The sequence below is a fragment of the Eggerthella sp. genome (genome assembly GCF_048329335.1).
Lineage (GTDB): Bacteria > Actinomycetota > Coriobacteriia > Coriobacteriales > Eggerthellaceae > Eggerthella > Eggerthella lenta.
This window is the reverse complement of record NZ_DBFEGU010000183.1, coordinates 1-12,738: the sequence shown is the minus strand read 5'-3', so window position 1 is coordinate 12,738 and position 12,738 is coordinate 1. Positions and strand designations below refer to the sequence as shown.

Annotated in this window: 9 protein-coding genes and 1 pseudogene; 7 read left to right on the top strand and 3 right to left on the bottom strand. The window is 61.7% G+C overall.

Translation table 11 applies throughout. The features are described from left to right. From ACMO6A_RS06060 to ACMO6A_RS06040, 5 genes and pseudogenes are all read left to right on the top strand, one after another. Positions 1–343: pseudogene (locus tag ACMO6A_RS06060) on the top strand (hypothetical protein); the annotation flags it as partial. Between the two features lie 323 nt (positions 344–666). Beyond that, on the top strand, positions 667–1,962 hold the full coding sequence (locus ACMO6A_RS06055) for an MFS transporter (protein ID WP_009305728.1): 1,296 nt from the start codon (positions 667–669) through the stop codon (positions 1,960–1,962). A gap of 119 nt (positions 1,963–2,081) precedes the next feature. Beyond that, on the top strand, positions 2,082–2,681 hold the full coding sequence (locus ACMO6A_RS06050; protein WP_009305729.1) for a TetR/AcrR family transcriptional regulator: 600 nt from the start codon (positions 2,082–2,084) through the stop codon (positions 2,679–2,681). Between the two features lie 194 nt (positions 2,682–2,875). Beyond that, positions 2,876–5,038: an amino acid permease gene (locus tag ACMO6A_RS06045; RefSeq protein WP_418470904.1), complete on the top strand. Its 2,163-nt coding sequence runs from the start codon at positions 2,876–2,878 to the stop codon at positions 5,036–5,038. A gap of 46 nt (positions 5,039–5,084) precedes the next feature. Further along, positions 5,085–6,572 carry a glutamate decarboxylase gene (locus ACMO6A_RS06040; RefSeq protein WP_114557206.1) on the top strand — a complete coding sequence of 496 codons (1,488 nt, stop codon included), beginning with the start codon at positions 5,085–5,087 and terminating at the stop codon, positions 6,570–6,572. A 308-nt stretch (positions 6,573–6,880) separates the two neighbouring features. Here ACMO6A_RS06040 and ACMO6A_RS06035 read toward each other — a convergent pair whose 3' ends face one another. Next, entirely contained in the window at positions 6,881–7,471 is a 591-nt protein-coding gene (locus ACMO6A_RS06035; RefSeq protein WP_114519784.1) for a helix-turn-helix transcriptional regulator, read from the bottom strand. Positions 7,472–7,723: 252 nt separating this feature from the next. On the opposite strand from ACMO6A_RS06035, the gene ACMO6A_RS06030 reads away from it, so the two are divergent. Further along, complete coding sequence (locus ACMO6A_RS06030; protein WP_181870924.1) at positions 7,724–8,416, top strand: type 1 glutamine amidotransferase domain-containing protein; 693 nt, start codon at positions 7,724–7,726, stop codon at positions 8,414–8,416. Positions 8,417–8,527: 111 nt separating this feature from the next. On the opposite strand, the gene arcA is transcribed toward ACMO6A_RS06030, so the two are convergent. Continuing rightward, on the bottom strand, positions 8,528–9,745 hold the full coding sequence (arcA, locus tag ACMO6A_RS06025) for an arginine deiminase (protein ID WP_114526286.1): 1,218 nt from the start codon (positions 9,743–9,745) through the stop codon (positions 8,528–8,530). Between the two features lie 444 nt (positions 9,746–10,189). Between arcA and ACMO6A_RS06020 the strand changes: the two genes are divergently transcribed. After that, positions 10,190–11,044: a helix-turn-helix transcriptional regulator gene (locus ACMO6A_RS06020; protein WP_021409887.1), complete on the top strand. Its 855-nt coding sequence runs from the start codon at positions 10,190–10,192 to the stop codon at positions 11,042–11,044. 139 nt (positions 11,045–11,183) lie between these two features. Here ACMO6A_RS06020 and ACMO6A_RS06015 read toward each other — a convergent pair. Continuing rightward, positions 11,184–12,738: FAD-dependent oxidoreductase (locus ACMO6A_RS06015; RefSeq protein WP_418470903.1), on the bottom strand; the 1,555-nt coding region annotated here is incomplete at its 5' end.

The window sequence follows — 12,738 nt, the reverse complement described above, 5'->3', positions numbered from 1 at the left end:
CGACGTGACGTACTTCCCGCACGCCGACGACGCGGAGGTGGCCTACCAGCTCAGGCAGCTGGCGCGCGACCTCGAGATCAGCGCCGAGGTCATCCGCGACGTGTGCGCGGCCGAGATCCAGGAGTACCTGGCCCTCGACGCGAAGCGCGACGCCGGCCTGCCCGTCCACAGCATCGTGGAGGCCTACACGGGCGGCACCGCGTTCGCCTGGTACGGCATGAGCGACTACCCGCGCCTCAAGCGCTTCATCCTGCGCAAGCTGGCGCAGGGCGGTCAGAAGGCCAAGCACAGCTTCATCATGCGCGCCAGCAAGGCCCAGGTGGATATGCTCGACGAGTACTGATCGTCTTTTGCGGTTGAACCTTCGGGTTGCCCTACGGCCTGTCAGCGAGAACGCAGCACGTCCAAAATTATGCGTTTCACGAGGCATTTTAGGTGGAGCCCGTTTGCTGCAAAACGGGCTCCACGCCTTTTCGGGGCAGGGCTCTCGACGGTTCAAACGCATATAAAAGGTTACAGGTTTACCTCGTATTGCCGTTTTTGCGGTATGATAACCTCAGGTTAAGGCGTTTTCCGACTATCGAAAGGGGCTTCTTTTGGAGCACCAGATACGCCGACAGCTTGCGTGTACTTCTAACGAAGCTGCTAATTTCTTAGGGGATTACCATGGGATCTAACGACCAACGTTCCACTATCAGAAAAGTAGCCGTTTCATCGTTCCTTGGGAACTTCATCGAATGGTTCGACTACGCAACCTATTCGTACTTCGCAGTGGTCATCGCCAACGTGTTCTTCCCTGGCGACGACCCGGCGCTTGCGCTCATGCAGACGTTCGCGGTGTTCGCGCTTTCGTTCCTGCTGCGCCCCATCGGCGCCATCTTCTGGGGCAGCATGGGCGACAAGAAGGGCCGCAAGTGGGCCCTGTCCACGTCCATCTTCCTGATGACCGGCGCTACCTTCTGCATCGGCTTGCTGCCGGGCTACCTGGCCATCGGCCTCGCCGCCCCCATCTTGCTGCTGCTGCTCCGCATGATCCAGGGTTTCTCGGCTTCCGGCGAGTATGCCGGCGCTGCTACGTTCCTGGCTGAGTACGCTCCCTCGGACAAGCGCGGCGTGTACTGCTCGCTCGTGCCTGCTTCGACGGCCGTGGGCCTGTTGGTGGGCTCTACGTTCGCCACGGTCATGTACACGATCCTGCCTGACGCAGCCGTGAACGAGTGGGGCTGGCGCATCCCGTTCCTGTTGGCAGGACCGCTGGGTCTCGTCGCTCACTACATTCGTACCAAGCTGGAGGATTCGCCGACGTATCAGGAGATGCAGGCTGCTATCTCCAAGACCGACGACTCGAATCATCCTATCCGCGACCTGTTCCGTCATCACACGAAGGAGCTCATCATCTCCTTCGGTGCCGCCATGCTGAACGCGGTGGGCTTCTACGTGGTTCTCACGTACTTGCCGGTCTACCTGGAGACGGTGGTCATGATGCCGGCGAACGAATCGTCGCTGATCACCACTATCTGCCTGGTCGCGTACGTGGCGTTCATCTTCGGCATGGGGCATCTGTCCGATAAGTTCGGGCGCAAGAAGATGCTCATCATCGCCTGTGTGTCGTTCATCGTGCTGACGGTGCCGGCGTTCATGCTGTTGAACACTGCGCAATTCTTCACGGTGCTGGCCGTCGAGCTGGTGCTGTGCCTGGCGCTTACCATCAACGACGGTACGCTGTCCAGCTATCTGACCGAGACGTTCCCGACGGCGGTGCGCTACACCGGCTTCGCCCTGTCGTTCAACTTGGCGAACGCCCTGTTCGGCGGTTCCGCCTCGTTCATCTCGACTGCTCTGATCGCCGCTACCGGCTCCGGTCTCGCGCCTGCCTGGTACATGGTCGGCGTGTCTTGTGTCGCGCTGGTGGCGATGATACTATCGCACGAACATACGGGTAAGGATCTGTCCGAAGTGTAAGGCCCTGCGGTCTGCACGACGATAGTGCTGATACAAACGGGCGCCGTCCAGACCTGCTGGTCCGGACGGCGTTCGCTCATGAGACGGCGTGCTCGCGCCGCCCGTACAATGGAGGACGAATGGCTGAAACATCGCAGACGCCGAAGTCTTTGAAAGCTCAGATCACGCGCACGTCGCTCGTGCTGGCCGCGGCGGCGTTGTTGCGCGAGCAGGGGCCGAAAGCCGTGACGTATCGCAAGGTGGCGAAGTGGGCCGGTGCGGCCTCGTCATCGGTCGGATATTACTTCGACTCGGTGACGCAGTTGCTGCACGAGGCCGGTCGCTACAATATTCAGCTGTGGGCCGAGCGTGCAGAGAAAGCGGCATCGGCTGCCGAAGGCCTTGAGCCTGAAGAGTGTCGTCGTCATGTAATCGACCTGCTCATTCGCGCCTGCTTGCCCGATGAATCGGTGGTGCCTTCGGCTCACTACGGGCAGCTGATTGCCGCGGCCGAATCGGACGTGGTCACCGAGGCTTACCAGAAGGGCCGCGTTTCGCTCGATGCCGCCATCGAGCGCATCCTTGCACGCGCAAAGATCGATATGCCGCCACGTATGGTGGGCACCGTGGTAGACGGCGCGGCAGTGGCCGCCATTTCCGAGGGGTACGACGTGCGCAAGTTCGCGTCCGATATCCTGCGCGATGCCGTCGAAGTCTACATCAAGGCATCTGAAGCTTAACGCTTGTAGCGCGCCTCAGTAATCCAGCAACTCACGTTTCGGCGACGGGAGGGTGAACGCCCTCCCGTCGCCGTTCTTCTTTCCAGCCTGAATGGTAGAACGGATGCAAGAAACGCATCGATTGCGATGTCGCGCCGCTGTGTTCGCGAGCGGCGCGACATCGCGTCCTAGGTGAGGAAAGGGGTTGAGGCAGCATGAGCGATACTCGTCACGCACCGGAGGCGTCTTCGGCTGACGCGGGCCCGGTGGGCTCGGTGAGCCGGCCGTCGTTCAAACGCACGTTGACGTTCTTCGGATTCTTCGCCATCACGGCTTCCATGGTGATGACGGTATACGAGTACCCGTCGTTTGCGTCGTCGGGATTCCAGCTGGTGTTCTTCCTGATCATCGGCGGCATCCTGTGGTTCTTGCCCGTGGCGCTGTGCGCTGCGGAAATGGCCACGGTGAAAGGATGGGAATCGGGCGGCATTTTCGCCTGGGTGGGCAATACGCTGGGCAGACGGTGGGGTTTCGCCGCGCTGTTCTTCCAGTGGTTCCAGATCACGGTTGGGTTCGTCACCATGGCGTTCTTCATCCTGGCGGCGCTGGCCTACGTGTTCAGGTGGGACGCGCTGTACAACAACCCGCTGGTGATGTTCTTCGGCGTGGCGGCCATCGTGTGGCTGCTCACGCTCACGCAGCTGGGCGGCACGAAGTACACGGCGCGCATCTCGAAGGTGGGCTTCGTGGGCGGCATCATCGTGCCCGTGCTAGTGCTGCTGGTGGGCTTGGTGATCTACTTCGCCACGGGCGGCGTCTCGCAGATCAAGATGGACGCGGCCACGTTCGTGCCCGACTTCGGCAAGGTGGACACGCTGGTCATCTTCGCGTCGTTCATCCTGGCGTACATGGGCGTGGAGGCTTCCGCTTCGCATGTGAACGAGCTGAAGAACCCGAACCGCAACTACCCGCTTGCCATGATCGTGCTGGCAATCCTCACCATCGCGCTGGACGCGCTGGGCGGCTTGGCCGTGGCCACGACGCTTCCGGCGTCGGTTCTGGACGGCAACCTGTCGTTCGGCGTGATCGAGGCGTTCCGCGCCATCTTCGTGCAGCACATCGGCCCGTCTATGAGCTGGATCGTGTTCGTGGTGGCGCTGTTGCTGGCGCTGGGCGTGCTTGCCGAGATCTCGGCGTGGATCGTGGGCCCGTCGCGCGCGCTGCTTGATACGGCGCACGACGGCATCCTGCCCCCGTCGTTCAAGAAGGTTAACAAGCACGGCGTGTCGGTGAAGACGGTGGTCATCCAAGCCGTCATCGTCACGGTGTGGGACGCGGTGCTGTGCGGATCCATCGCGCTGTCCGGCGGATCCAGCTCGTCGGTGGGCTACCTGACGGCCATCGGTCTGACCGTGGTCATCTACCTGGTGGGATACGTGCTGTTCTTCCTCGGGTACTTCTATCTGATCTTCAAGAAGAAGAACCTGCAGCGCTCGTTCCAGCTGCCCGGCGGCACGCCGTTCAAGGCCATCGTGGCGGGCGTCGGCCTCATCATGACCGTGGCGACGTTGATCATCTCGTTCTTCCCGTCGTCGAACCTGGACGCGCAGTCGAACGCGGTGTACCAGGCGACGCTGGGCGTGGCGTTCGCGATATCGGTGGCTATCCCCTTCATCATATACGCGTTGCGTCATCGTTGGGAGCCGAAGCCTGTCGTGCCGGTAGGGGCGACGGTTGCCGCGCCTTCGGGCGCTGCCATGCCCGCGCGTCCCGCGGCTCCCGAACAGGGCGCTCATGTCCGCACCGATGCGAGCACCTCGGGCCCCATCAACAAGCGCACGAAGGCGCGCGACGCGATGGGCGGCCCGCGTGATGCTTCGGGCACGCCGCGATCGGCCGGAGCAAGCGGCGCGGTTGCCGGTGGCGGTCTGAGCGAGCGCGTGGCGCAGGGCATTTCCAGCGTGGTGGTCGGCGTGACCAGCCGCCCGCCGGGACCCATTCCTGTGGACGCGAAGGATCCGCACGGTGCCCCCGACCCGCTGCGCACGCCTACCGTGGACGAAGGCCGTGCGCACGAGATGTCCCAGCCTCCGGCCTGCGGCGTGCCCACGCCGCAGAACCCTATGCCGGTTCCGTGCGACGTCTCGGACGAGGATTCCGCCTCGCGGCATGCGGCTTCCAGCTCCGGTGCCGAACGGTCTGCGGCCGATGCCGCCGACGTGCGCGACGATCTGATCGACCGAACGGCGGAAGGCGACCCCAGCTTGCGCGCCAGCGTGACGGAGGGCGTGGTCGGGCAGGGCGTTCCCCAGGCCGACCCCGATACGCCCGATCCGCAGCGCGAGACGAGCATCGACACCGACAAGCCGGCCCGCTAGCGCGCAGCGAACAACCAGGTATCAAACTTCGAACCAGGAGGTTTTCATGAAGGAACAGACATCTACCAGCAAGATTCTCGACAGCATGGACGAGGGCACCAAGTACTCGACGCCCATCTTCGGTTCCGAGGCGTCCGACGTGGCCATGCCGCGTCTCAAGATGAACGCCCAGCCGGTCGAGCCGCGCATCACGTACGAGATGATCAAGGAGTACCTGTCAATCGAGGGCAACGCCACGCAGAACCTCACCACGTTCTGCCAGACGTACATGGAGCCCATGGCCACGAAGATCATGGCCGAGACGATGGAGAAGAATGCCATCGACAAGGACGAGTACCCCATGACGGCCGACCTCGAGAACCGCTGCGTCGCCATGATCGGCGATTTGTGGCACGCGAACCCCGACGAGGAGCCCATGGGCACGTCCACCGTCGGCTCGTCCGAGGCCTGCATGCTGGGCGGTTTGGGCATGCTGTTCCGCTGGAAGAAGCTGGCGAAGGACGCGGGCATCGACATCTACACCGAGCAGCGTCCGAACCTGGTGATTTCCGCGGGCTACCAGGTATGCTGGGAGAAGTTCTGCCGCTATTGGGACATCGAGATGCGCCTCGTGCCGCTTGAGAAGGACCACCTGTCGCTGAACATGGACACGGTCATGGACTACGTGGACGACCACACCATCGGCATCACGGCCATCCTCGGCATCACGTACACCGGCAAGTTCGACGACGTGCAGAAGCTCGACGAGCTGGTGGAGGCGTACAACCAGGATCATCCGAAGCTGCCCATCCGCATTCACGTGGACGGCGCGTCGGGCGGCATGTTCGCCCCGTTCGTGGAGCCCGACCTGGTGTGGGACTTCCAGCTGAAGAACGTGTGGTCCATCAACTGCTCCGGCCACAAGTACGGCCTCGTGTACCCCGGCATCGGCTGGGTGGTGTGGCGCAGCAAGGAGGCGCTGCCCGAGGACCTGATCTTCTGGGTGAGCTACCTGGGCGGCGAGGAGGCCACGATGGCCATCAACTTCTCGCGCTCCGCGTCGCAGATCGTGGGCCAGTACTACGTGCTGATGCGCAACGGCTTCGAGGGCTTCAAGGAGATCCAGGAGCGCACGCTCGACGTGGCGCGCTACCTGGCCGCCGAGCTCAAGGAGATGGGCATCTTCGAGATCTACGAGGACGCGTCGCACATTCCCATCGTGTGCTGGGGCTTGAAGGACGACGCCGACGTGGAGTGGTCGCTGTACGACCTGTCCGACCGTCTGCGCATGAGCGGCTGGCTGGTGCCGGCGTACCCGATGCCCGCCGACATGCAGGACACCACCGTCCAGCGCGTCGTGGCGCGCGCCGACTTCTCCATGCAGCTGTGCATCAAGCTGGTGGAGGACATGAAGAAGGAGATGGACACGCTGAACAAGGCGAAGTTCGTCACCGGCAACACCCAGGGCGTCATCCAGACCGGTTTCAACCATGGCGGCCGCTCCGCCGTCGACAAGGGCGAGAAGGTCCAGACGAAGGCGAAGAGCAACCAGTAACGGCTGGTGGTAGAAAAGCAGGTAAGGAGCCTGAACTTCGGGCCCCTTACCTGCATAGTTCAGGCGCCTGTAAATATGATTAATATGATCATGGACAAAAGCGGGCACTTTTCAGTAGGTTTTGCCGGAAAATCGGATAGGCCGCACATCGTGTTTTGGAAAACGCCTGGTGAAAGAGTTGTCGTTTCATATATTCTCATAGAAACATAAAGAAAAGCGCCACATTTTGTCCATGACTAATTTAGTTATAGATATAAGCCGTCAGCAAACCATGCCGGCGGCTTATAGAAAAACGTTCGTGCTGCGCGCTACCCGAGGAAGAACATAGATCCGAAGTAGCCGGCGAGGGCGCCGACAGCTGCTCCCGCCAGGGTGTACGCCACGCCGCGCAGCACGCGATGCCGGCGGGCGCGTTGGCTGCGCGGATTGTCGCGGTCGACGGGCTCGCCTTTCGAGAAGGCCACCAGCTCGCGATAGGTGACCAGGTCGTGCTGTTTCTTGATGCGCTCGACCACGACCAGCATCGCCATCCCGATGCCCCAGATGAGCAGGCCGATGATGCTGGACGGAACGATGCCCCAATCCCAGAAGAATATTCCCCCAAGAAAGGCGGCGGCTCCTGACAGGGCGATGATCAGGCCTCCGGTTGCGAGTGCCATCATCTTCTTGTAGTCGTTCGAGATTGCTTCCTTCATGGCTTCCACGTCTCCTTTGATCAGTTCGTCGACTGTAACGTCGAAGAGGACGCTGAGCAAAAGCAGGCTTTCCACGTCAGGGTAGGTTTTGTCGTTCTCCCAACTCGAGACGGTCTGGCGCGAAACGTAGATCTTCGCGGCGAGGTCGTCTTGCGAGAGCCCTCGTTCCGTCCGATGACGTTTGATCTGACTGCCGAGCTCCATGCGTTTCCCTTCGTTGATCATAGGTTGCCATGACGCGGCAAAGTGTACCATCAAATGGCCTTGACGCAGGGCGTTCCATCCCCGGCATGCTTTGTCAAAAGTTCTTTACATGCTATTTGAACAGGAGCGATGCATCATGGCATCCTGGATGCCGTTTGGCGACGCGGCACTTACGGATGACGGCGAACGCGATCTTCGAGCAGCGCCCGTCGTATGCTCGGACGCAGTGACGGTGTCGATGAGGAGCGCGCTGTGAAGAAGATTCTGATTGTCCTGACCAACACTGCTGCGTACGGGGAGAGGAATGTCGCCACGGGGCTATGGTTGGGGGAGGCTGCGGAGTTCATGGACGAGGCGATTCAGCGCGGGTATGCGGTGGATTTCGTCAGCCCCAAGGGCGGCTACGTGCCGCTCGACCCGCGCAGCATGAAGCCTGCGTACGTCGATCGCGCTGCGTTCGCGCTGTACCGCACGCGTGACTTCCAGGAGAGAGCTCTTGCGCATTCGATGCGTCCCGACGACGTGGATCCTGGCGAATACGCCGCCCTGTATTACACGGGCGGTCATGGCGTGATGTGGGATTTTCCCAGCAGCGAGGGTCTTGAACGGCTCTGCTTGGAGGTGTACGGCAACGGCGGCTACCTCGCCACGGTGTGCCATGGCATCGCCGGGCTGCTGTACGTGAAGGAAGGTTCCAGATACCTGATCGAGGGAAAGAGCATCACGGGTTTTACCGCGATGGAGGAGCGCCTCAGCGGTAAAAGCGCTGTTATCCCATTCTGGAACGAGCAGGTGGCGAAAGCACATGGAGCCGTGTTTCGCAAGAAGCGCCCGTTCGCCGAGCACGCCATTCAGGACGGAAGGATCATCACCGGCCAGAATCCCGAATCGCCCCGCGCCGTTGCCCGCCTGCTGCTGAAAAACTTAGAACGCCCCCTGTGCTGAACCCGGTTCTCGTTCGCCATTTGGGACCGGATTCAGCACAGGGGGCGCCTGGGGAAAGGAGGCGGTTGCGCGGAGCGAATCGCGCGCAACCGCTGTTGGCGATGGAAAAGCTTAGTCCTCGCGTTCGATGGGCATGCTCATGCAGCGCGGGCCGCCACGGCCACGGGACAGCTCGGCGGACGGGACGATGATGAGGTCGAGGCCCTTGTCGCGCAGCACCTTGTTCGTGACGTCGTTGCGCTCGTACACCACGATCTTGCCCGGGGCGATGCACAGCGTGTTCGAGCCGTCGTTCCACTGCTCGCGCTCGGCCGCGATGCGGTCGCCGCCGCCACAGGGGATGAGCTCGACGGGATGACCGACGTAGGTCTCCAGGATGCTCTCCAGCGTGCCGTTCACTTCCTTGACCTTGATTCCCTCGCCCGCAGCGGTGATCTCGAAGACGGTCAGCGGGCCCATGATGCCGGGATGGATGGTGAACTTGTCCGTGTCGATCTGCGTGAACACGGTGTCGAGGTGCATGAAGGCGCGGGAGTTCGGGATGTTGAACGCCAGGATGGTCTCGATGGGGCTCGTCGGATCGTTGAAGATGTTCTTCGCGATGGCGTCGATGGCATCGGGCTCGGTGCGCTGGGAAATGCCGATGGCCAGCACCTTGTCGTTGATGTTGAGGATGTCGCCGCCCTCGATGTGGAACGTGTTGTAGCGGCTGTAGTACTCAGGGGTGCCCTTGAGCAGGGGATGGTGCGTGAAGATGTACTCGCCGTAGATGGTCTCGCGGTTGCGGGTCTCGGAGTACATGCGGTTGATGGACACGCCGTTGCCGATCATCGCGAACGGGTCGCGGGTGAAGTACAGGTTCGGCATGGGGGCCACGACCATCTTGGAGGACTCGGAAACCAGGTCCACCAGCGAGTTGGACTTGTCGGTGTGCAGCTCGGTGAGGTTGATGCCCTCCATCGTCTTCAGCACGAAGTCCTTGGCGTCGGGGTAGTTCTCCTGCATGTAGTCGAAGATGATCTTCTGGTAGCGATCCGTGCGGATGCCGGCCTCTTCGATCCACTGCTTGAGGAACTGCTCGCGCAGCTCGGGGTTGGCCTCGAGAACCTCAGCCATGAGGTCTTCCAGGTAAAACACTTCGACGCCGTTGTCGCGCAGAGCCTGCGCGAACGCGTCATGCTCCTCCTGGGCGACCTTCAAGAACGGGATGTCGTCGAACAGCAGCTCTTCGAGCGTGTTCGGCGTCAGGTTCAGAAGCTCTTTTCCCGGGCGGTGCAGCAGGACTTTCTTCAAGGGCTTGATCTCGCTCTTGACGTTCACTCCTGACATGTGCAACCCTCCTTCTTCCTTTACGTCGGTTCCGCAGGGAACCAATCTTCGCCAAGTCGCCGTGCGGTCCTTTATGCCGTTCGGCGCGTTGGCACCACCATGCTCCAACCCGATAGTGAAGAAAAGATGTAAACGAGGTTTACCGGCAAACAAAGAAGGTTTACCGTCGGGAAGCGGGTCGATAAACCTCTACTAAACTGCTGATCGCAGGCTTGATCGCAAAATGCAGCGTTCGCAGGCCGAAAGCAGAGGGCTTCACGCCCGATTCCCAGAGCGGTTGTTTCGTGTATCATGGGAGGAAGGTTTAGGCAGTCGCTTCGCGTTTGAGAGAGGTGCCGCTCCGTGGGTTTCGTGCTCTTCCATTACACGCTTTTCGTGCTGTTAGGATCCATTCTGACATCGGCCACGTGTTTGTCTGCTTACCTTGTTTCAAGGAAGCGAACGATGCTGTACGCCTCCTTTGGTTTCCTGTTCTATTTCTTCGATGTGGCATGGGTGTTTCAACGAGATTTCTTCACCGGTGCCGATGCCGGAGTTGGGCCTGCGTATGCGCTGATCATGTCGCTGCTGATGGTGTTGGCCGGTTGCGGGTTCCTCACGTCGTTTTGGTTGCTGGTGTGCGATTACGTGGGCGAGACGCGCAAGGCGCTCAAAGTGATTCCGGCGGTCGTGTTCGTTGCGGCCAGCGTCGCGGTGCTTCTGATCGTGCCCGAAGGCGGCTTGCGCAGTTTCGCGTTCTACAGTCCGAGAGCGTTGTACCTGTTCTGGATGCTGGCTTTCGCCGGGGCATGGTACTTGAGGTCGAAGGACGCTGCCGAGCGTGCCCGCCTTCGACGTCATTTGGGTCTGTACGGGGCGCTGTGGTTTTTGGGGCTGTCCGTGGTGGTGGAGGACGCGTTGGTGTTCCTGCTGCCCGATCCTATCTTCATCGGGCCGCGCGCGTACGCTCCCGAGCGCAACTTCGCCGAGAACGCGCTGATGCTGTGCTGCGCGTTCTTCGCGTGCCGCGACGCGTTCCGGGTTTTGTCGCTGCGCTTCGACCGACCGCCCATGCGCGGCGGAGGGCGACAGGAAGAGCTCATAGACGACAACCTCATGATGTACGGCAAGCGCCACCAGCTGTCCGAGCGCGAATGCGAGGTGCTGCGCTACGTGCTGCTGGGCAACGACAACCAGAACATCGCGTCGTCTATGCATCTGGCACTGAGCACCGTGAAAGTGCACGTGCACAACATCCTTCAGAAAACCGGTCAAGCGAACCGCCAAGCATTGGTTCAGGACTTCTGGAAGATGTCATAGCAGTATGGACGTGTGACTGTGTCAAGGGGACGGGTCATTTGACACACTGCAGACACAGAAGCGCCCTCCCGGGAAGGGGAGGGCGCTTCTTCTCGAGGCGTCTGGAAGGGGGGAGGGAAACGCCTCGCGTAGGGGTTGCCTACACTGCCGCGGCGGCGTTCTTGCCGGCCAGGCGGCCGAAGGTGAGCGCGCTGCCCAGACTGATGCCGGCCACCACGACGGGGTAATCCACCAGCAGGCGGCGGCCCATCGTGTTGCCCGCCACGTACAGGCCGGGGATGGGATCGTTCGTGCCGTCCTTGGTGACGCGCAGCTCGTGGTCGCACTCCAGACCGCCGAACATGACCAGCATGCCCGCGTTGCCGAACTTGCACGCGTAGTACGGCGGGTTCTCCACCGGGAACATGCGCTTGGACATCTTGCCGAAGTCCTCGTCGATGCCCTTGTGGCACAGCTCATTGTAGCGCTCGATCTCGGCCTTCATCGTTTCCAGGGGCAGACCGGTCTTCTCGGCCAGCTCCTCCAGGGAGTTCGCGATGACGTCGGTGCGCTCGTCCACCATGGCCTGCGTCGTGTAGCCCAAGCCGAAGCCCGAGAGCACGGTCTCGTACTCGGCGGCCTGGTCATCCGGCACGAAGTAGGTGGTGTAGCCGTGGCCGTCGGGCATGTGGATGATCTGCTCGGGCCACTTGCTGTCGAAGATCTGCCACGCCTTCACGCCGGCCTTCGCCAGCTCGGGGTCCTTCGCGACGGGCTGGCGCGTGTGCTCGGCGGCGATGTTCTGGCCGGGCACGTCCTCGTTCATGAAGCGCTTGCCCTCCATGTTCAGCTGCAGGAAGCTGTCGACGCCAAGCGATCCGCCCATGTGGTGGGTCATCGGCGCGTGGGGGCCCAGCTCCATCCAGCCGCCGGCCCAGATGCCCATGAGCTGGCCGCGGCCGTCATCGACGCCGCCCATGAACTCCTCGGTCCACGGCGCGTAGTAGTGGCGCATCTCGGGGTTCGCGCCGTAGTCGCCGCAGCACAGCACCACGGCCTTGGCGTTCACCTTCAGGTAGCCGTCGGGCGTCTTCGCGTACGCGCCCACAACCTTGTCGTTCTCCACGATCAGCTGCTCGCCCTCGGCATTGTAGATCAGCTCGGCGCCGCCGGCCACGGCTGCGTTGAACGCTGCTTCGCACGCCCACTGCATGTTCGGGTTCGTGGTAATGGTGCCGTGGAAGTAGGGGTAGACTTCTTCCTTGTAGTTGTAGGTTTCCAGCGGCGGGAAGCACTTCGGGCGGATGAAGTTCGGCTTGTCCGTCTTGCGGTTGGCCGCGGTGGATTCCAGCACTTCGTAGTCGGCGCCCTCGATGAACCAGTCGAAATCCTCGCCCGAGTGGTCGTACCAGTAGTTCATCATCCAGGTGTCGCAGCGACCGCCCGTCTCCTTGACGAACTCGTTGAAGATGTCCTCTTTCGGAGCCCACTCGATGCCCAGGTCCTTCTGGATTTGGGATCCCACGACGCCGAAGTCGCCGGCCATGGAGATGACCGAGTAGCTGTCTTCCGGCTGCTTTTCCAGCACGATGACCTTCTTGCCGGCTTCGGCGGCTTCCTTCGCCGCGGCGGTGCCGGCGATGCCCATGCCGATGACCAGCACGTCGCAGTCCTTCTCCTCCTTGACGTCGGTGGGAACCGGCGGGGGCGTGAGG